The 20,179-nt window shown below is 63.8% G+C and carries 16 protein-coding genes; 12 read left to right on the top strand and 4 right to left on the bottom strand.

Annotated features, from left to right (window positions below):
• The first annotated feature begins 22 nt into the window (after positions 1-22).
• The 7 genes from QM685_RS30665 to QM685_RS30635 all read left to right on the top strand — a co-directional run bounded on the left by QM685_RS30665 (position 23) and on the right by QM685_RS30635 (position 8,715).
• Positions 23-871 (top strand): amidohydrolase family protein, encoded by an 849-nt coding sequence (locus QM685_RS30665; RefSeq protein WP_415122538.1) that lies wholly within the window; start codon positions 23-25, stop codon positions 869-871.
• Positions 872-995: 124 nt separating this feature from the next.
• On the top strand, positions 996-2,243 hold the full coding sequence (locus tag QM685_RS30660) for an MFS transporter (RefSeq protein WP_415122536.1): 1,248 nt from the start codon (positions 996-998) through the stop codon (positions 2,241-2,243).
• Between the two features lie 91 nt (positions 2,244-2,334).
• Positions 2,335-3,321, top strand: coding sequence for a protocatechuate 3,4-dioxygenase (locus tag QM685_RS30655; protein WP_415122534.1), 987 nt, complete (start codon positions 2,335-2,337; stop codon positions 3,319-3,321).
• Positions 3,322-3,357: 36 nt separating this feature from the next.
• A complete protein-coding gene (locus QM685_RS30650) occupies positions 3,358-4,215 on the top strand; it encodes an HpcH/HpaI aldolase family protein (RefSeq protein ID WP_415122532.1) in 858 nt (285 codons plus the stop codon).
• A complete protein-coding gene (locus QM685_RS30645) occupies positions 4,216-5,763 on the top strand; it encodes an acetolactate synthase large subunit (RefSeq protein ID WP_415122530.1) in 1,548 nt (515 codons plus the stop codon).
• Positions 5,764-5,794: 31 nt separating this feature from the next.
• On the top strand, positions 5,795-6,688 hold the full coding sequence (locus QM685_RS30640; RefSeq protein WP_415122528.1) for a phosphate ABC transporter substrate-binding protein: 894 nt from the start codon (positions 5,795-5,797) through the stop codon (positions 6,686-6,688).
• Positions 6,689-6,762: 74 nt separating this feature from the next.
• Entirely contained in the window at positions 6,763-8,715 is a 1,953-nt protein-coding gene (locus QM685_RS30635) for a hypothetical protein (protein ID WP_415122526.1), read from the top strand.
• Between the two features lie 264 nt (positions 8,716-8,979).
• Here the strand turns inward: QM685_RS30635 and QM685_RS30630 are convergent, their stop codons facing one another.
• From QM685_RS30630 to QM685_RS30615, 4 genes are all read right to left on the bottom strand, one after another.
• Positions 8,980-10,005 (bottom strand): porin, encoded by a 1,026-nt coding sequence (locus tag QM685_RS30630; RefSeq protein WP_415122524.1) that lies wholly within the window; start codon positions 10,003-10,005, stop codon positions 8,980-8,982.
• Between the two features lie 141 nt (positions 10,006-10,146).
• Entirely contained in the window at positions 10,147-11,229 is a 1,083-nt protein-coding gene (locus QM685_RS30625; protein ID WP_415122522.1) for an MFS transporter, read from the bottom strand.
• A complete protein-coding gene (locus QM685_RS30620; RefSeq protein WP_415122520.1) occupies positions 11,199-11,429 on the bottom strand; it encodes a hypothetical protein in 231 nt (76 codons plus the stop codon). The genes QM685_RS30625 and QM685_RS30620 overlap by 31 nt, the downstream gene beginning before the upstream one ends.
• A 51-nt stretch (positions 11,430-11,480) precedes the next feature.
• On the bottom strand, positions 11,481-12,554 hold the full coding sequence (locus tag QM685_RS30615; RefSeq protein WP_415122518.1) for a hypothetical protein: 1,074 nt from the start codon (positions 12,552-12,554) through the stop codon (positions 11,481-11,483).
• A gap of 324 nt (positions 12,555-12,878) precedes the next feature.
• Here QM685_RS30615 and QM685_RS30610 point away from each other — a divergent pair, with 324 nt between their 5' ends.
• The 5 genes from QM685_RS30610 to QM685_RS30590 all read left to right on the top strand — a co-directional run.
• Positions 12,879-13,826 carry a helix-turn-helix domain-containing protein gene (locus tag QM685_RS30610; RefSeq protein WP_415122517.1) on the top strand — a complete coding sequence of 316 codons (948 nt, stop codon included), beginning with the start codon at positions 12,879-12,881 and terminating at the stop codon, positions 13,824-13,826.
• 183 nt (positions 13,827-14,009) lie between these two features.
• Positions 14,010-15,152 carry a lactonase family protein gene (locus tag QM685_RS30605; protein ID WP_415122515.1) on the top strand — a complete coding sequence of 381 codons (1,143 nt, stop codon included), beginning with the start codon at positions 14,010-14,012 and terminating at the stop codon, positions 15,150-15,152.
• Positions 15,153-15,298: 146 nt separating this feature from the next.
• On the top strand, positions 15,299-16,321 hold the full coding sequence (locus tag QM685_RS30600; RefSeq protein WP_415122513.1) for a MerR family transcriptional regulator: 1,023 nt from the start codon (positions 15,299-15,301) through the stop codon (positions 16,319-16,321).
• A gap of 299 nt (positions 16,322-16,620) precedes the next feature.
• Complete coding sequence (aceE, locus tag QM685_RS30595; RefSeq protein ID WP_415122511.1) at positions 16,621-19,314, top strand: pyruvate dehydrogenase (acetyl-transferring), homodimeric type; 2,694 nt, start codon at positions 16,621-16,623, stop codon at positions 19,312-19,314.
• A 21-nt stretch (positions 19,315-19,335) separates the two neighbouring features.
• The coding region (locus tag QM685_RS30590; protein WP_415122509.1) for a biotin/lipoyl-containing protein at positions 19,336-20,179 on the top strand (844 nt) is incomplete at its 3' end.

The raw sequence follows: 20,179 nt of genomic DNA, 5'->3' as shown, positions 1-20,179 counted from the left end.
CCAGCGAAGCATAGAGACAACCATGACTTCAATCGTTGATATTCACCCGCACATCATCTCCGACGACGAGCGCCGCTATCCGCCCGCGCCGCTGTTCGGCAAGCGTTCGGACTGGTCGAAGGAACGGCCGACCACGGTCGAGACCCTGATCGCGTCGATGGACGAGGCGGGCGTGGCCAGGGCCGCGGTGGTGCATTCGTCGACCACCTACGGTTTCGACAACAGCTATGTGGTCGACGGCTGTAACCAGTACAAGGACCGGCTCGTCGCCGTGGGTTCCGTGGACATGCTGGCCGACGACGTGCCGGCGGTGATCAAAGGCTGGGCCGACAAGGGACTTGCCGGCCTGCGCATTTTCACGGGCGGCTCGACCAGGGATTTCGACCCGGGCGAACTCGACAACCCGAAATCGTTCCGCGCGTGGGAAGTGCTGGCCGAACTGGGGTTGCCGATGTGCATCCAGACCGGGCCGATCGGTTTGCCGCAGGTGCGCATGCTGGCCGGGAAGTTTCCGCGCGTGAATATCATCCTCGATCACCTCGCCCGCCCCGACGTGCTCGACGGGCCGCCGTATGCCAATGCCGCGAGCCTGTTCGCGCTGGCCGACCTGCCGAACATCTACCTGAAGCTCACGCCGCGCATCTTCGGCGACGTGAAGAAGGAGAAGGCCAGCGCGGAAACGTTCTTCCCGCGCGTGGTCGAGGCGTTCGGCGCGCGGCGTCTGGCGTGGGGCTCGAATTATCCGACTTCGCCCGGTACGCTCGAGGAAATTCTCGCGACTGCCCAGGCAGGTCTGCAATGCCTGAGCGAAGCCGAGCGCGAATGGATCTTCGGCAAAACGGCCGGGCAGTTATACCCCGCCTTGAATTGAGGCGGATCGTCGGCAGGGTAGTCCGTCGGCGGCGCGTCGGGCGTCGCTGACGGGTGCATCGCAACGCAGTGCGAACCACGAAGAAAGGCAGATGGAGACAGGAAAACCAGAGCACCGGGGGGAGATGAACCATTGGTTCATCCTCGGGCTCCTTGCAATCGGCGTGCTGATTTCTTTCGTCGATCGCAGCAGCATTTCGAGCGCGCTGGCGGATGCCAGTCTGATTCGGAACTTCGGGCTGACGAGCGTCGATCGCGGCTGGATCAACGCAGCTTTCTTCTGGTCGTACGGCGTGTTCCAGGTACCGATGGGCTGGGTGGCCGACCGTTACGGCGTGAAGTGGCCGTATGCACTCTGTTTCGCGCTGTGGTGCATCGCGACCGCGCTGATGGGCGCGGTCTCCACCCTGGAGGGTCTGGTCGTGATGCGGCTGCTGATCGGCGTGGCCGAAGCCATCGTGATTCCGGCGAGTTACCGCTGGATTCGCAACAACTTCGACGAACGCCACAACGGCCTGGCCGTGGGCATCCTGGCGATGGGCAACAAGCTCGGGCCGGCGCTGGGTGCGCCGATCGCGGCCTGGGTCATCGTCGCCTGGTCATGGAAAGCGATGTTCGTCGCGACGGGTCTGCTGGGATTGCTGTGGCTGGTGCCGTGGCTGCTGCTCGTGCGTAACGACCTGCCTTCGCGGGAAACGCTGAAGCAGGCCGACCGTGCCGCCCGTTCGGTCTCGCTCGGCAGCATTCTGGTCAGCCCGGTGGTCTGGGGCGGAATGATCACCAACTTCTGCTACGGCTACTTCACGTTCTATTCGATGACGTGGATGCCGGCCTATCTGGTCGAGCAGCGTGGTCTGTCGCTCGCGCAGTCGGGGCTCTATACGTTCTTCAGTTTCCTTGGCATTGCCCTGGTAGCGGCGCTCGCCGGTTCGGCGGCGGACTTGATGATCGCGCGGGGCAGCAACCCGATCCGGGTACGCAAGGGATTCACGATCGCGGGCTTTTTCGGCGGAACCACCGTGCTGTTGGGCGCCTATGCGCATTCGCTCGACGTGGCGCTGTTCTGGAACGTGCTCTCGCTGTCGCTGTTGGGCCTGACCACCGCGAACAACCTGGTGCTGTCGCGCCTGACCTTGATCCCCCGTCAGGCGATCGGGCTCGTAACCGGCGTGCAGCAACTCGCCACGAGTCTCGCGGGCGGCGTGGCGGCCAGTCTTTCCGGATGGCTGCTGCATGTCAGCAAGAGCTATGACCTGCCGATGCTGGTGATTCTGGTCTTCCTGCTGATCGGCGCGGCGGCGACGGCGATTCTGTTCCGGCCTGAGTGGGCTCCCAAGGCGAGCGGCGCGCAGAGTCCGCTGCAACAGGCGTAGCAGTCAGGGCCAGGCGGAAGGTTTCTCGATTCTCTTTTCGGATAAACGCGACCCCGGACGATCCGGCGGTACAGCACTGGATATTTCATACATGGCGAAAATCGTATTCGGGATGGCGGTACCCCACAGCGGCATGCTGGGGCAGGCGCCCGAGGACTGGCTCAAGAACGGCGAGCGCGACCGCGCTAACCCGGAACTGTGGTTCCGCAACCGGACATGGACGTATCCCGAACTTGAGGCGCATCGCGGAGCGGCTTTCGAGCCGTACCTGACGCTCGAAGAGCGCAGCGCGCGAGCGGCGCGCTGCCGCGCGGCGCTCGACAGGATGGCGACCGCGTATCGCGACGCGCGTATCGACGTCGCCATCATCCTCGGCAAGGACCAGAAGGAAATTTTCACGGACCATTCGCCGTCGATCGCGATCTACAGCGGCGCGCAGGTCCACAACGGTCCTCCGCAGCGCGCGGTTTACGCACCCGAGCGGCATGTCACGCACGCATGCCATCCGCGGCTCGCGACTTATCTGATCGAGACTTTTCAACGCGCGGGCTTCGACCTGACGGACCTGTTCGCGTGGCCCGACAACGTCTGGATGAAGCCGCTGCCGGACTACCCGGTGGTGCCGCATGCGTTCAGCTTCGTCTATCACCAGATCATGGGCGACAACCCGCCGCCGCACGTGCCGGTGCTGATGAACTGCTTCTACCCGCCGACCCAGCCGTCGATGTCGCGCTGCATCGAATTCGGACAGCTCCTGCGCGAGGCGCTCAAGGCGTGGCCCGAGGACGTGCGGATCGGCATCTTCGCGTCGGGCGGCCTGTCCCATTTCGTCAATGACGAGGAATTCGACCAACGCATCCTGAAGATGCTCGCCGACTACGACTACGGCGGCCTCGCCGCGGTGGACAACCGCTCGTACCAGTCGGGCACTTCGGAGATCAAGCTTTACGCCAGCGTGATGAAGGCGATGGAGGAAACCGGCGCGCGGATGACGCTGGTGGACTACGTGCCGTGCTGGCGCACGCCTGCCGGCACCGGCGAGGGCATGGGCTTCATGTACTGGCGCGCGGCCGATTGAGCCGCCGCCGATCCACGTCAACCAGAGAGAAACAGCATGAGTGATACCCGCCTGAATGGTCTGATCCGCGCCTTCGAATCGGGCAAGCCGGCATTTGCCGCGTTTTCGAAGCTGGACAGGCAGTCGGCCATCGACATGAGCGAAGCGCCGTACGACGGCATCTGCTTCGAGATGGAACACAACCCGTACGATGTCACCGCGCTCGGCGACGCGCTCCAGTATCTGCTGAACCGCAAGGCCATCGCCGCATCGGCTTCGGTCGCGCCGACCGTTACGCCGATCGCGCGCATTCCCGCCAACGGTGCGGAGATGAACCAGGCGTTTGCGAAGCAGGTGCTCGACCGCGGTGTCTACGGTGTGGTGTGGCCGCACGTCGCCACGGTGGAGCAGGCCTACAACGCGGTGGCATCGTGCCGCTACGCACGGCCGGGGAATGCGCCGCTCTACGAGCCGAAGGGCGTGCGCGGCGACGGCCCGGCCAATGCGTCGCGCTACTGGGGCTTGAGCATGGCCGACTACTACAGGAAGGCTGACGTGTGGCCGCTCGCGCCGCAGGGCGAGATCCTGGTGGGCCTGATGTGCGAGAGCACCGAGGCGATCGGCAACCTCGACGACATCCTGAAGAACGTGCCGGGCATCGGCTTCATTCTGATCGGCGAGGGCGACCTGAGCCAGGAACTCGGTTGTCCGCGCGATTACGAGAATCCGGTGGTGGTCGATGCGATGCGCCAGATCGTCGCGACCTGCCACAAGCACGACGTCGTGGTCGGGCATCCGCATGTCACCGCGAAGAATCACAAGCGCGTGCTCGAGGAGGGCTACCGTCTGCTGCTGTCGGCGCCGATGCGCAGTTACGGCGTGGTCGGCATGGCGCGCGAGGCGGCGGGTTACTAAATGAACGGAGCCGAAAGCCTGGTGGCGACGCTGGTGGATCATGGCGTCGATATCTGTTTTGCCAATCCCGGCACGTCGGAGATGCATTTTCTGGCGGCGCTCGAGAACCCGAAGATGCGCAGCGTGCTGTGCCTGTTCGAGGGGGTTGCGACCGGGGCAGCTGACGGCTGGTACCGGATGAAGGACACGCCGGCTTCGACCCTGCTGCATCTCGGGCCGGGCCTCGCGAATGGCCTCGCCAATATTCACAACGCCAAACGTGCGTCGTCGGGGATGGTCAACATCATCGGCGAGCATTCGAGCGCGCATCTGAAGTACGACCCGCCGCTGACTTCGGATATCGAGGGGCTCGCGCGGCCGCTGAGTCACTGGGTGCGGCGAGCGGATTCGGCGGCCACGATCGCATGGGACGCGGCGACCGCGGTGGCGCAGGCATCCGGACACCCGGGGCAGATCGCGACGCTGATTCTGCCGGGCGATACGTCATGGCAGCAGGCGGGAGCGTCGGTGACGGCGCCGCGTGCAGCGGCCACGCGCAAGGCGCCGGATCCGGCACGTGTGGAGCATGTCGCGCGTGTGCTGCGTTCGGGCGAGCCGACGCTGATCATTCTCGGCAACAAGGCCACCCGCGGACCCGCGCTCGACCGCGCGGGCCGCGTCGCGGCGGCGAGCGGCGCGCGCCTCGGCTCGCAGTTCTTCACCGCGCGCATCGAGCGCGGCGCGGGACGCGTGCCGCTCGAACGGATTCCGTACGCGGTGCCGCTGGCGCAGGCGTTTCTGAAGGACTTCACGCACATCGTCACGGTCGAGACGTCGGAGCCGGTCGCGTTCTTCGCCTACCCGGACCGGCCGAGCCTGCTCAAAGCCGAAGGCACGCTCGTGCATCCACTCGTCGAGGCGGACGAAGACAGCGCACTCGCGTTCGAGATGCTGCTCGATGCACTCGGCGCGCGCACCACGTTGCCGATTCTTCAGCCTCGCGTCGAGACGCCGGTGCCGAACGGCGCGCTCAATCCGCTGAGCATCGCGCACGCGCTGGCCGCCGCGCTGCCGGAGAACGCCATCGTCGTCGACGAATCGCTGACCACCGGGCGCGAGACGATGGGTCACACGATGGGCGCGGCGCCGCACGACCTGATCAACAACATGGGCGGCTCGATCGGCTATGCGACGCCGGTGGCGACCGGCGCGGCGCTGGCCTGTCCTGACCGGCGCGTGTTCTGCATGGTCGGCGACGGCAGCGCGATGTACACGATCCAGTCGCTGTGGACCCAGGCGCGCGAGGGGCTGAACATCACCACCATCATCTTTGCCAACAATAGCTACGCCATTCTCAAGGCCGAGTACTCGAACATGGGCGCGGGCACGCCGGGTGAGCGCGCGCTGTCAATGATCGACATCGACCGCCCGCGTATCGACTGGCTGGCCATGGCGCAGAGCATGGGCGTGCCGGCGGTGGCGGTGCGGAGCGCGGAGGACTTCTACAGGGCGCTGGCCGATTCGGCGCGCGAACCCGGTCCGCGGCTGATCGAGGTGCGGCTGTACTGATTCACATGATCCGGATACAAGGAAAGACTCCATGACAACGACGCTGAACGGGGTGCCGACGCTGCGCACCAACCTGGCCGAATACGCGGTGACCAAAGCGATGCGCGACGCTCGCGTGACGTCGGATCGGGTCACGCTCGACTTCTGCGGGCCGACACCCGCGCACAACGGCTTCAAGGCGATGGTGCGCGAGAACGCGTTCGACGCGGGTGAACTCGCGATCGTCACGTTTCTGCAGGCGAAGGCCTACGGCAAGCCGTACGTGCTGCTGCCGACGCCGATCTCCGGACGCTTCCAGCATCACTGCGCCGGCTATAACATCGACTTCGGGCCGCTTGATCCGAAGGACATCGAAGGCAGGCAGGTCGGCGTGCGCACCTACACGCAGACCACGGCGCTATGGATCCGCGGCATCCTGCGGCACGAATACGGCGTCGATCTCGACAAGGTCACGTGGATGACGCTGGGCGACGGGCACCTCGCCGAATACAGCGATCCGCCGAACTGCGAGCGGCTGCCGGCCGGCTCGTCGATTCCCGACCTGATGCTCGAGGGCAAGCTGGCCGCCGCGCTGCTCGGCGAGGACATGCCGAAGGATCCACGCGTGCGCACACTGGTTCCGGATGCGCAGCAGGCGGCGAAGGACTGGTTTGCGCGGGAAGGGGTAGTGCCGATCAACCATATGTTCGTGGTTCACGAGAACGTGTCGAAGCAGCGTCCCGACATCGTGCGCGAGCTGTACCGGATGATCGTCGACAGCCGCTCGCTGGCGCAAGGCGTGCCCGCCGTGTTTCCGCCGATCGGGCTGGAGGCTAACCGCAAGGGCATCCAGCTCGCGATCGACTGGGCGCTCGACCAGAAGATCATTGCGCGCCGCCTGTCCGTCGACGAGCTGTTCGACGATGTGACCGGCAGCCTCGGTTGACGATGGTGTCGATAGTGTGCGCCGGCCGCCATGCCGGTCCGGCGTTTTTAAGCCTGTTCGAATACTGATAAAAAATGGAGACTCGCATCGTGCGCATCGTGCACATCGTGCATTACCCGCTTCATCCAAAACGGAAAGTCCTCTCCTGCCTGGCCATTGCCGCAGCCGCCGCGTTCGTGCCGGGAGCGGGCGCGGCGACTGCGACGAAAGGTGACCTGCTGCTATACCGCATCGGCCCGACGACCTCGGAACTCTATATCGCCAATGCCGACGGCAGCGACGAACATCGCCTGATTCCGTCCGACGGTTTCGACTATCACGGTTCTTTTTCTCCGGACGGCAAGTGGATCGTGTTCACGTCGGAACGCGACGGTCTCGGCCACGCCAGTCTCTATCGCGTACGGGTGGACGGCACAGGCTTGCAGCGTCTGACCGACTGGGTCGGGATCAGCGATGCCGCAGTATTCGATCCGGCCGATCCGGACCTGATCGCGTTCGTGTCGTCGCGCCGCGGCAAGGATACGTGGGGCACCACCAATATCTGGACGCTCAACATCAGGACCGGCGCGCTGCATGACGTGACCGGCAATATCAGGTTTGATCCGGACAAGCCGCACAGTTTCTTCCGGCCCGCGTGGTCGCCGGATGGCAAGTGGATCGCGCTGTCGTCCGATATCGGTACCGACTGGCGCGGCCACAACCTGCCGGTCGGCTGGGAGCGCACCCAGCAAAGCAGCATCTATGAGATCCATCCGGACGGCACGGGCTTCAGGCAGATCACCACGCGCCCCGGCTATGCCGAGGGCTCGCCGTCGTGGTCGGCGGACGGCAGGCAGGTGGTGTTCTATGAAACGCCGGTCGAATCGACCTGGGGCGCGCATCGTCCCGAGGCGATCGGCAAGGTCAGCTCGCAGATCGTGCAGGTCGACGTGGCCACGGGCGAGCGCAAGGATCTGACGAACACGCCGGGATTCAAGGTGTTTCCGCAATATCTGAGCGCGACCAACGTCGCGTATCACATCAAGAACGGCGATCAGGAAGGCTTCCATACGACGCAAGGCCAGTCGCGCGACACGGCGGGAAGCGGTATCCGCTCGCCGCATTACTCGGCGGACGGCAAGAAGGTCGTCTACGAGAAAGTGGTGTACGGCAAGCCGTTCCATCCGAACGGCACGCCGCTCTACAGTTTCGATCCGGCATGGAACTACCGCTTCGTCGATGTGTTTCCGCAGCTCTCGCGCGACGGCAAGTCGCTCGTGTATACGGAGAAGGCAGTCGGCTCGTCGATCGTGGTGGCGAATACCGACTTCACCGAGGCCCGCCGTATCTACGATCCGGCTACCAGCGGCCTCGATCCGAAGATGATCGCGATGGGGCTGGCAGGCGCATTCCAGCCGACCTGGTCGCCGGACAGGCAGTGGGTGGCCTTCGGCGTGGGCGGCTGGTTCTTCACGCGCGCGCACATGCCGGGCCGCATCATGCGCATCAAGGCCGACGGCAGCATGAACGGCAAGCCGGAGACGCTGACCGACGGCAAGGAGAACGCGGGCTTCCCGAGCTATTCGCCGGACGGCACCCGGATCGTCTACCGTGTGTGGAGCGACAAGGACAAGGGCCTGCGGATTCTCGACCTGGGGACGCACAAGACCACGGTCCTGACCACCGAGCCGGACAATCTGCCCGGCTGGTCGCCGGACGGCAGGAAGATCGTGTTCACCCGCAAGGAGGTCAACCCGAACGACCCTAACAAGTTCCACTTCGACGTGTACACGATCAACCCGGACGGCACGGACGTACAGCGTGTGACCCCGCAGGGCTCGAACCAGGCCCACGCGACCTGGACCTGGGACGGCCGCATTGCGTACAGCTCGGGCGAGTATGGTTTCCGCGACGAGCTTTCGCTGTATGACGAGACGTTCCAGCCCGATGGTCAGAACTGGGTGATGAATGCCGACGGCAGTGACCGGCGTGCGATTACCGATACGCTGTGGGAAGATTCGATGCCGCTCTACATTCCCAGGCAGTAAGGCTTGCTCCGCGGTCCGGAATGGTAAAAGGCACCGCGCTCAGGCGCGGTGCCTTTTTTCATGGGCGGTCATCGAGGTATTGGATCTGGCGTGGATTATCCGGCGATCCAGCCGTATTCGTCGTATCGCAAGCCCAGATTCGAGAGGGGATGCTCCCGCAAGCCGAGGCTTTCGGTGACAGCTCGATTGCGCTGCCGCTATGCGACGCGGTGCCGGCTCGACGTACATGGAAGTCTGGATTCCACGAAGCCGGCACCCTGGATCTCAGAACTTGTGGACGATGCCGAGAATTGCACCACGCGTATTGGATCCAGGCGCGACCGTCACCCCTGCATATGCGGTGCCGTTCAACGTAAACGCAGCCTTGTTGCGATTGTTGATGAATGCGGCGGACGCATACAGCGTGGTTCGTTTTGACAGAAAGTGCTCGTAGGTCATCCCGACCTGCTGGGCGTTATTTCCATTCCCGGTACGATCGTGCGCATAGCCGTACATCAGCACGATCTGGTCGGCGGGAGCAAGGAGATAAGAACCGGACGCTTCGTACGAGTCGCGTTTTACGCTGTTATCCGTTTGCTTTTCGGTGTGGTAGGCAAGAAAGAGGCGGGCATTGCCGATGCCGTACGACGCTCCCGCATTGAACACCTTCAGGGTGGATGAGCCGGTCGAGTTCTCTGCCTGCTCGTATCCGGCTGCTGCGCGGAACGGACCATTTTCATAGCGCACGGCCGCATTGTAGAACTGCAATCCATTCGTCGGCTTCGTAGTCGAGTCGCGCATCGCGACCATGAATTGCGCGGTGAAACCGTAAAGCTGCGGCGTGAAATACGAGATCGCATTGCTTTCGCGAATCGTCAGGCTGTTGAAGTTGAGCATGGGAGAACCCATGCTCATCACTGCAACCGGATCGAGTTCGGGGTTGATAAAGATGTATTGCGGCGTGTTTTGCAAGCCGAACCGAACTTCGCCGAACGCGCCGGACAATCCGATCCACGCCTGACGGTTGAACGCATCGGCCGGATTGGCCGCGGCACCGGTGGCGCCAGAAAAACCCTGTTCCAACTGGAAGTTGACGTGAAGACCATTGCCGATATCTTCGCTGCCTTTCAGCCCATACCGGCTGGCGAAGAAACCGCCGGACGTCATACGGGTCACCGCGCCCGCGCCGCCGTTCTGGTATTCGATTGCATTGTCCACGACACCATAGAGCGTGACTGAAGACTGGGCGTAAGCGGGCTGCAACAGACCAGCCGATATCACGCCGACTAAAAGAACAAGTGGCTTGCGCATCGTGTCTCCATTTTGTTTTATAGACCCGAACCGATGATCGGGCGTGCGCCGGATAGCGCGCACTGGAAGCGTATTTGAGCGACGCTGACACGTCCCTGCACAAAAATGAGATTCGACGGTGTTTTTGCTCTTGGCGTGACGTCAGCGGTTCGCGCGAATCGCTTCGGACTGTTCATAGCCGGGTTGATCGACCTTGGGTGCCCACTTGCGCTGAAGCAGCATCACCGTGCTCATGGCGCCCAGCAGCAGGAACACGAAGATAGCCAGCATGGCGAACGTGTAGTTCCCTTTGCCGAGGTAGAGCAGCCAGCCCGACAGGCTCGCCGAGACACCGCCCGCAAGACTGGTGGCGACCTGTTGCAAGCCGGTGTTCAGACCGACCGCCTGCCTCGGAATCAAGGTCAGTTTGACCAGCGCCAGATTGTTCGCGGTCGCAAGACCGAGCAGGGAAAGCGACAGCACATTCCAGAACAGCGCCATCGTGGGCGACCTGCTGTAGACGCCGAGCAGAATGGTCGTACCGCCGACGAAACCCGCCACGATGAACGCCTTGCGTACCGCCACGGCGTCGTGACCTCGGGCGATCAGCCGGTCTGCAAGCCAGCCGGCAAGGGCTGCAACAATGGCGATCCCGGCAAAACTGAAGAACGTGTAGAGCCCGGATTTCTCGAGCGACAGGCCGCGCTGCTCCACCAGATAGGCCGGCATCCAGGTCATGCAATAGAAGGCGAAATAGCTGTAGCAGAAGTTGTTGATCAGTCCGCCCCAAACTACCGGACTCGCCAGCAGGTTGCCAAGGGGCACCGCTGCGGCCCGGTGTTTTGCGATGGCGAGTTCTTCGCCGCTCGGGTAGTCGTTTCTGACCATCAGCAACCACGGTATCAGCCAGACCAGACCGAGCAGGCCCGTCACGATGAACATCGCTTGCCACGAATACGCGATGATCATCCAGGCCGCGACAGGCGCACCGAGTGCGGGTCCCATCTTGCCGCCGATCGAGAAAATGCCGAGGGCAGTCCCTTTGCGGGTTTCTTCGAAATGGTCGGCGAGATAGCGATAGGTCGCCGGAATCACCACGGCTTCCGCTGCGCCGATGACGAGGCGCATGACAATCAATGCCGGAAGCGCCGTGACCGCGCCGGTCGCGGCCGCCGCCAGGCACCACAAGGCGAAGCAGATCGAATAGGGCCGTTTCACGCCATAGCGGTCGACCAGCCAGCCCATCGGGACCTGTACGAGACCGTAGACCAGAACACGGCGGAATTGAGCCAACCACGCTCGACGTTCGTCAGTGCGAACTCCCGAATGAAATGCCGGTCCGCGAGGGCTGCCGACAGACTCGTACGATCGACGAAGGAAATCATCAGGCCGAGCGCGAGCAGCACGAGAACGCCCCAGCGATTCTCAGTGGTTGATCGCTTCAATTGCATGGTCTCCCTACGGTTGCCGACGGCCGTCTTCACCGGATCAGCGGATCAGAAGTGGATTTCGGCGACGAACATCGGAACGGAGGTCTGGGTCGTTCCGGGTTGCTCGGAGGCCGGCGTGCCGTACATGTTGTGCCAGTATTCGTAGCCGATACCCGCGTACACCGTGCGCGGATGACCGGCGAACGACCCGAGGTCCGCCATCAGATAAGCGCGGGTCAGGAACTCCGTGGTGGTCCTGACTCCGAAACCGTCCTTGCCCTTCGGCCCGGTGAGACTGGCGAAGCCTTTGAAGACCAGCGGAACCGGGCCTACGCGGAACGGGTAGAGCCAGGAGCTCTCGAGGTGCACGGCCGGATTGAAGTGCACGTCCACGTTCGTGATGCCGTCATGGTTACTTTCCGTGCGAACGCCGAGCGTGACGTTCCAGAAGCCGTGCGGTATCGCGAACTCGAGGGTGGGCCCGAAAACGAGCATGCGGGCCCGTTCGGCAAAGGCGTCGTTCTTCGTGCCGAATTCATAGCCGGCGGTCAGGCCGAAGTCCCGGATGAAGCCATAAGAAAACGATCTGCCGAAAACCTTGCTTGCACTGAGCGAGATGCGGCCAACGCTGTAAATCTCCTGAGCGCCGCCGGAGCCCGGTGTCGCATAACCATATTGATTGGTCGGACCCGCTTCGGGATTCGCCATGCTCGAGACCAGGTAGTCGACGTTGAACGCATAGCTGCCGAACCGGAAGCCGCCCGTGGTCGTCAGGAAACCGATGTTCTGCGTGATTCTGGCCGGTGCGCCGGACTCGGTTCGCACGCCGGGATAGTAGAAATGGGTGCCCACGCGATAGCCGATATACGTGTCGTTCCACGATGGCGGCGTCGCGAATTGCCCCGGCGGCGGCGAGAGCGGCGCGGTGACGGTGCTGGCCTCGGACAGCGTCACGGGTGCCGCGCTCACATCCGATGTAGCGGTCGAGGCGATGCTGTCCGTCCGAGGCCGCTGCACCGCTCGAGTCTGTCCTCCGGCGGCCGACGGTGGCGCTGCATCCCCTGCATGCGCCAGACCCGTGAAGCAGCCGAAGAGGGCGATACCTAACAGCGGTACGCGGATGGCGTTGGTTTTTTTCATGTCTCCTTCCGTATTTATTGATATGCAAGACGCGGTCGTTTCAAGACGCCCGATTTTTCTTACCGTCGATAACAGGTTCCGGAAATCAACACGGTGAAGCCTGTCGCGGTGGGATGGAATGTATGCGATGCCCGCGCGAATGCCTTTACACAAAAATGAGATTCGCTGGCACTTTTCAACGAGGGGCGGATTCGGGTAAGTCTCAGGTCGCGGACGATCCGGATGTATGGAACGATTAGCCGTTTTCTGGCTGGAAATCCGCAGTAGCCCGGCGAGACGGCAACAACGCTCGTATCCGGCTGTTTCGGTCGTAAAGGAAGTTCAATGACGTCTGGCACCATGACGAAGGATCATCACCGCAAGCAGGGCGGTATCGTGAAGCAGACAACCGTGCCGAAGGTGCGGCTCTATGTCGAACGCCCGGACGACGAGAACTGGTTCGTGCACGTCGGGCATGTGACCGAGCGAGGCCGTTGGCGTACCGAACCGCATGCGCATCCGGCCTATGGTCAGGTCATTTTCGTGTTGCGCGGGCGCGGCGTCATGAATCTCGAGGGAAGCAGCGTGCCCTTCGAGGGGCCCTGCGCACTGCTGCTGCCGACCGAATGCGTGCATGGTCTCGACTACGAGATCGATGTCGACCGCTGGGTCGTGACGATCGACGAGGTCTATCTCCGTCAGATCAATGCCGAGCTGCGTGAATTCAGCACGCTGTGGTCCGCGCCTCGCCTGATTCCGCTTGCCTGTTCGACCCAGACCGGGATCGAGCTGTATCGTCTGATCGGCGATCTGAAGCGGGAAGCCGAATCACATGCGGTCGGTCATATCGCGGGAACCAAGGCGTTGCTGACGACGCTGCTGCTATTGCTCGTGCGTGAGGCACGTCTGGATCAACAGGCCGCGGACAGCGAAACACGCAACGACTTCCGGCTGGCCGACCGTTTCCGCAAGCTCATCGATCAGCACTATCAGGAGAACCTGTCGCTGCAGGACTATGCATCGATGATGGCCATATCGCCGGTTCAGTTGAGAACGGCCTGCGCGTCGGCGGCCGGACAGAGCCCGACCAAGATGATTCACGCGCGCATCGTCACGGAAGCCAGGCGCAATCTGATTTTCGGGAATATGTCGGTGGAGCAGATCGCGTTCGATCTCGGCTTTGCCGATGCCGCCTACTTCACTCGTTTCTTCCGCAGGGAAGTCGGGCAGACGCCCAGTCAATTTCGTGTGACCGCCCGCCAGCAGGCGGAGCAAGGCGCACTGCCGCAGTAAGCTCCATCACGGTCCCGCAGTGGGATGCCTAAAGTCCAGGCGAATCAGCGCTTTGTCCAGGGACAGGCACCCGCGCGGCGAATAATCTCGAACCGTTCCGGCACGGCGGCTGAACAGGTTCAGTCGCAGGCCGGCCCACGGAGCGTAATGGAGATGATTCAAGGACTCTTTTTGGATACTTACGTGAAACGCGTGGCGGTTGCCGTATTGAGCCTGTCCGCCGGAATAGCCGGGATGTTCGGGCAGGCATACGCGGTGTCCGGATACGATCAGTCGCAGCTCGTCTATGTGGGAACGCAGCAGGCTCAAATCCAGGCTCTGCGTTTCGATCCGTCGATGGGCAAGCTGACCACGATCGGCCCGGTGGCCAAGGGACTCAACGCAACCTGGGTGGAGAGCGATCCGCGGCGGCCGATCCTCTATGCGGTCGATGACGACAAGGTGCGGGAGGGCAGCGTGACCGCCTATGCGGTGGATCGCGCAACGGGTGCGCTTACCGCGCTGAAGCGGGCGGATGCCAACGGACGCGGGACCACGAATCTGTCGCTCGACGCGCGGTCGATGACCCTGCTGGCCGCGAGTTACGACAGCGGAACCGTGTCGAGTGTCTCGCTCGAACCCGACGGCAGCCTCGGCGCGCGCGCGTCGACGATGCAGGACACCGGCTCGGGTCCCAACCAGCATCGCCAGGCGAGTGCGCATGCCCATAACGCGGTCGTGGACCCTTCCGGTCACCATGTACTCGTTCCCGATCTCGGGGCCGACCGTGTGTTCGTCTACGGATTCGACGGCGCGACGCATGCGCTGCTGCCGGATAACGGCGATCCGCCGCGTGCTTTTGCGGTACCGCCGGGCAGTGGACCGCGGCATCTGGTATTCGGTCCCGATGGCCGCTTTGCCTACGTGATCACCGAATTGAGCGCCGAGATCTTCGTGTTGCGATGGGACGCGGCGCGGGGGCGTCTGACGCCGGTACAGACAGTCTCGCTGAGCAGTCCCGCCTTCAAGGGCGTCAGGAGCGGCGCCGAGATCGTCATGAGCGTCGATGGCCGGTATGTCTATGCCGAGGATCGCGGTGAGAACACGTTGGTCGTCTACCGTGTCGATCCCGAATCGGGCGAGTTGTCCGAGTTGCAGCGGATGACTTCCGGCGGCGAGAAACCGTGGGGCATGGAACTGGACCCCTCGGGAAAGTGGCTCTTCGTCGCGAACCAGCACAGCGGAAATGTCGCGGTGTTCAGCGTCGATCCCGCCACGGGAAAGCTGGCGGGCCCGAGCGCGACGGCGGACGTGCCGACCGCGGTGAGCGTGGCGTTCGTGGAGTGACCGGCGCGCACGACGACCCGGCCTGCTGCTGTGCAAAGCCAACGCGACGGAAGAGGTGCCTCGAAGACGTTCTAGAATCCCGTTGACTCAGCCCTTGGGGCCACCCTCATGCTGACTGCCGCTGGTCAACGACAAAGAGGTGACTGATGAGCTCTTCCGCCCGCTGTTTGAATGCGTCTGAGGCAGCCAGACGACTTGGCGTATCGATCAAGGCCCTGCGGCTATACGAGCAGCAAGGGCTGGTCACACCCGGCCGGACCGCGGCCGGATACCGCGTATATGGTCCCGGCGATATGGGCCGTGCCGCCGAAATAGTCGCGTTGCGCGCACTCGGTCTCAGTCTGGCACAGGTCGCGCGGGTGCTGGATGGCGACCCTCGTGGCTTGGGCGCGGCATTGGCCGCGCACGAAACGGTGCTGGACAATCAGATCCACGAGCTTGTCCGCAAGCTCGACAAGGTCCGCGGTGCCCGGTCCGATCTCGCGCAAGGTCAGATGCCTTCCGACGGCGATCTGGCGCGACTGCTCGATCAAACGGCCATTAGCGTGGCATTCGAGCTTCCGTGGCCTTGGGGCGGCGAGTGGTTCGAGCTTCGCGACATCCGCCCGTTGAATTACATCATCGGTTCTCTGGGCAGCGGGAAGACCAGACTGGCCCGTCGTCTGGCAAAGACGCTACCCGGTGCGGTCTTCCTTGGTCTCGATCGGCTGGAGAACGGGAGCGCCGCGGCAGTCGGATTGCTGAGCGCCGATCCGCAACTGAGGTCGCGCGTCGATCAGGCGCTGGCGTGGCTCGTCGACGAAGGCGCAACAGAATCCGAGGCGCTGCTCGCGTTGCTCGTCGGTCTGGAAACCGAAGGCCCATCCGTGCTGGTCATAGACATGATCGAACAGGATCTGGAACAGTCCGCACAGGAAGCGCTGATCACCCACCTGCGCAATCGCGCGAAGACCGGTGCGCGCCCCATCTTTCTGTTGACGCGCTCTTCAGCGATCCTGGACCTGGCGTCGGTAGGACCTGACGAGGCCATTATCCTTTGCCCGGCAAATCACAGTCCGCCCACGCGGGTAGCGCCTTATCCGGGCGCGCCGGGTTATGAAGCCGTCGCGACATGCCTGGCATCGCCCGAGGTACGGGCTCGGGTCGCGCGTAGCCCCGAGACGGCGTAAGCGTAATCCACTTCAGCGGTACTTACCTGCCGCGGACCTGTGGTCCGCGGCCGACGGTCCCCCGTCAACCCGATGTCGATGGTCGCTTCCGGGCGTTGCGCTCGGAAAACCATATGACCCACAGCCCTGCTATTACGACATTCCGTTCAGGCCCGCTCGGGCCGCCTGTCGCGAGTGCTTTCGAATCAATGGCTTGTCGAGGTCATCTGATCCGCTGACCGGATGGCATAGCCATTGCATTATTGCGACGACAAATCTGCCGCGCCGACCATGGACGCGCCTAAAAAACAGGAGACAAGATGAACGCGAATGACGATCTCGATCCGCTCGAGACCGGCGAGTGGCTGGACGCGTTGCGCGCGGTCCAGCAGCATCGCGGCGCCGAACGGAGCAACTACCTGGTCAATTCGCTGGTCGATGCCGCGCGGCGTGACGGCGTCTATGTGCCGCGCTCGCTGACCACCGCGTATAAAAACACCATCGCGCCGGATCGGCAGGAGAAGTCGCCCGGCGACCGCGCGATCGAACACCGGTTGCGTTCGATCATCCGCTGGAATGCGCTGGCCATCATCCTGCGAGCCAACAAGGAGAGCTCGGAGTTAGGCGGCCACATCGCCAGTTTCCAGTCGGCGGCGACGCTTTACGACATCGGCTTCAATCATTTCTGGCATGCGCCGTCGGATACGCATGGCGGCGACCTGGTCTATATCCAGGGGCACAGCGCGCCGGGTATTTATGCGCGCGCCTTCGTCGAAGGCCGTCTGACCGAAGAGCAATTGCTCGGCTATCGGCAGGAGACCAGTGGTCGAGGTTTGTCGTCCTATCCCCATCCGTGGCTGATGCCGGACTTCTGGCAGTTTCCGACCGTGTCGATGGGTCTCGGGCCACTGATGGCGATTTATCAGGCGCGTTTCCTGAAGTACCTGGAAGGGCGCGGCCTCGCCGACACCGCGTCGCGCAAGGTGTGGGCCTTCATGGGCGACGGCGAGATGGACGAGCCCGAATCGCTGGGCGCGATTTCGCTGGCCGGCCGTGAGCGGCTGGACAACCTGATCTTCGTCATCAACTGCAATCTGCAGCGGCTCGACGGCCCGGTGCGCGGCAACGGCAAGATCGTGCAGGAACTGGAAGCGGTCTTTCGCGGCGCCGGCTGGAACGTCATCAAGGTGCTGTGGGGCAGCGGCTGGGACAAGCTGCTCGCGAGAGACAAAAGCGGTCTGCTACTCAAGCGCATGGAAGAGTGCGTCGACGGCGAATATCAGGACTTCAAGAGCAAGAGCGGCGCATACGTGCGCGAGCATTTCTTCGGCAAGTACGAAGAGCTCAAGGCGCTCGTCGCCGACCTGAGCGACGACGAGATCTGGGGGCTCACGCGCGGCGGCCACGATCCCGACAAGGTGTTCGCCGCCTATGCCGCGGCAATCCGGCACACGGGCCAGCCCACGCTGATCCTGCCCAAGACCGTCAAGGGCTACGGGATGGGCGAATCGGGCGAAGGACAGATGATCGCCCACCAGGCGAAGAAGATGACGCAGGACGCGCTGCGCGGCTTTCGCGACCGCTTCCAGATTCCGGTGGCCGACGAAGATCTGGCCAGCGTGCCCTTCATCAGGTTGCCCGACGACAGCCCGGAGATGAAGTACCTGCACGCGCGCCGCGCGGAGCTGGGCGGTTATCTGCCGCAGCGCCGGCGCCGCTCCGCGTCGCTCGAGGTCCCGCCGCTCGACACCTTCAAGCGCCTGCTCGAGCCGACCGGCACGCGCGAAATCTCCACCACGATGGCCTTCGTACAGATGCTCGGCACGCTGGTGCGCGACAAGACGATCGGCCGGCACGTCGTGCCGATCGTGCCGGACGAATCGCGCACCTTCGGCATGGAGGGCATGTTCCGCCAGCTCGGCATCTACTCGTCGGTGGGGCAGCTCTACAAGCCGCAGGACGCCGACCAGTTGATGTACTACCGCGAGTCGAAGGATGGTCAGGTCTTGCAGGAAGGCATCAACGAAGGCGGCGCGATGTCGAGCTGGATCGTCGCGGCCACTTCGTACAGCACGAGCAACGTGCCGATGATTCCGTTCTACATCTATTACTCGATGTTCGGCCTGCAGCGCGTGGGCGACCTCGCGTGGCTGGCCGGCGACATCCGCGCGCGCGGGTTTCTGCTCGGCGGCACGGCCGGGCGCACGACGCTCAATGGCGAGGGGCTGCAACACGAGGACGGTCACAGCCAGATCATCGCCGGGACCATTCCCAACTGCGTGTCCTACGACCCGACGTTTGCCTACGAGGTGGTGACCATCGTGCGCGAGGGCATGCGGCGCATGGTCGAAGAGCAGGAGGATGTTTTCTACTACATCACGCTGATGAACGAAAACTATCCGCATCCGGGTCTTGCCGATGCGCCCGCGATGCCCGGCGCCAGTGTCGAGGAGGGCATCCTCAGAGGGCTCTACCTGCTGAAGGACGGCGGCGAGACGGCAAAGGGCGGCCACCGTGTGCAACTGATGGGCAGCGGCACGATTCTGCGCGAGGTGATGGCCGCGGCCGAACTCCTCAGGAACGACTTCAACGTGACGGCCGACATCTGGAGCGCGACGAGCTTCAACGAACTCAGGCGCGACGGCATGGCCACGCAGCGCTGGAACCTGCTGCATCCGACGGAATCGCCGCGCCGCAGCTGGCTCGAGCGCTGCCTCGACGGCCACGCGGGGCCGGTGGTCGCATCGACCGATTACATGCGCGCCTATGCCGATCAGGTGCGCGAGCAGGTCCAGAACAGCGGGCGCCGCTACACGGTGCTGGGCACCGACGGTTTCGGGCGCAGCGACTACCGCTCGAAGCTGCGGCGTTTCTTCGAGGTGGACCGCTACTACGTGACGGTGGCCGCGCTCAAGTCGCTGGCCGACGACGGCGCGGTGGCCCCGCAGGTGGTGGCCGAGGCGATTGCCAGATATGGGCTGGATACCGAGCGCGCGGCGCCCTGGACCGTTTGACACGCTCAGGATGAAAAACACATGAACCAGGCAATCGATATCAAGGTGCCCGACATCGGCGACTTCAAGGACGTGCCGGTGATCGAGGTCTACGTGAAGGTGGGCGACACGGTCAAGGCGGAGGATCCGCTGGTGTCGCTCGAATCGGACAAGGCGACGATGGATGTACCGGCGCCGCAGGGCGGCGTGGTCAAGGCGATCCGGGTGAGCGTGGGCGACACGGTCAGCGAGGGCAGCGTGATCATGCAGTTCGAGAGCGCCGCCGCCGCGCCGGCCGTTGCCGTCAAGCCGGGTGTCGAGGCGCCGCCTGCGCCGGTGAGCGCGCCGGCCGGGCGGGCCGAAGTGCGCATTCCCGACATCGGCGACTTCAAGGATGTGCCGGTGATCGAGATCCACGTGAAGGTGGGCGACACCGTCAAGGCGGAAGACCCGCTGGTCTCGCTCGAATCCGACAAGGCCACCATGGACGTGCCCGCGCCATTGAGCGGCGTGGTCGAGGAGATCCGCGTCAAACCCGGCGACACGGTCAGCGAAGGCAGCATCATCATGGCGTTGGTGACGGACGCTGGCGCCGCGGGCGGCACTGCCGCCGCAACGCCAGTAGCCACGGCGCCGGCTGCGGGTACGGCGCCGGCGGCCCCAACGGCGGGCGGCATAGACGAAGCCGGCTTCGCTCTCGCCTATGCCAGTCCGGCGGTGCGCAAGCTGGCGCGTGAACTCGCGGTCGACCTCGGCAAGCTCACCGGCACCGGCGAACACGGCCGCATCCTGCGCGCCGACGTCGAGACCGCCGCCAGGGGCGGCGGCGCCCCGGCCAGGGCGGCGTCCGCGGCACCGGCGGCCGGCGCGGGTGTCGGCGGCCTTG

Source organism: Paraburkholderia sp. (genome assembly GCF_047605525.1).
Taxonomy (GTDB): Bacteria; Pseudomonadota; Gammaproteobacteria; order Burkholderiales; family Burkholderiaceae; genus Paraburkholderia.
This window is presented reverse-complemented; position numbering and strand designations above follow the sequence as displayed.

Bases quoted from the DNA above. Each gene is read 5' to 3' on its own strand.
- QM685_RS30600 (WP_415122513.1), top strand. From the start codon at position 15,299: ATGAGCTCTTCCGCCCGCTGTTTGAATGCGTCTGAGGCAGCCAGACGA.
- QM685_RS30640 (WP_415122528.1), top strand. From the start codon at position 5,795: ATGACAACGACGCTGAACGGGGTGCCGACGCTGCGCACCAACCTGGCC.
- QM685_RS30635 (WP_415122526.1), top strand. From the start codon at position 6,763: ATGGAGACTCGCATCGTGCGCATCGTGCACATCGTGCATTACCCGCTT.
- QM685_RS30655 (WP_415122534.1), top strand. From the start codon at position 2,335: ATGGCGAAAATCGTATTCGGGATGGCGGTACCCCACAGCGGCATGCTG.
- QM685_RS30615 (WP_415122518.1), bottom strand. From the start codon at position 12,554: ATGAAAAAAACCAACGCCATCCGCGTACCGCTGTTAGGTATCGCCCTC.
- aceE (WP_415122511.1), top strand. From the start codon at position 16,621: ATGAACGCGAATGACGATCTCGATCCGCTCGAGACCGGCGAGTGGCTG.
- QM685_RS30665 (WP_415122538.1), top strand. From the start codon at position 23: ATGACTTCAATCGTTGATATTCACCCGCACATCATCTCCGACGACGAG.
- QM685_RS30660 (WP_415122536.1), top strand. From the start codon at position 996: ATGAACCATTGGTTCATCCTCGGGCTCCTTGCAATCGGCGTGCTGATT.
- QM685_RS30650 (WP_415122532.1), top strand. From the start codon at position 3,358: ATGAGTGATACCCGCCTGAATGGTCTGATCCGCGCCTTCGAATCGGGC.
- QM685_RS30610 (WP_415122517.1), top strand. From the start codon at position 12,879: ATGACGTCTGGCACCATGACGAAGGATCATCACCGCAAGCAGGGCGGT.
- QM685_RS30645 (WP_415122530.1), top strand. From the start codon at position 4,216: ATGAACGGAGCCGAAAGCCTGGTGGCGACGCTGGTGGATCATGGCGTC.
- QM685_RS30625 (WP_415122522.1), bottom strand. From the start codon at position 11,229: ATGGGCTGGCTGGTCGACCGCTATGGCGTGAAACGGCCCTATTCGATC.
- QM685_RS30630 (WP_415122524.1), bottom strand. From the start codon at position 10,005: ATGCGCAAGCCACTTGTTCTTTTAGTCGGCGTGATATCGGCTGGTCTG.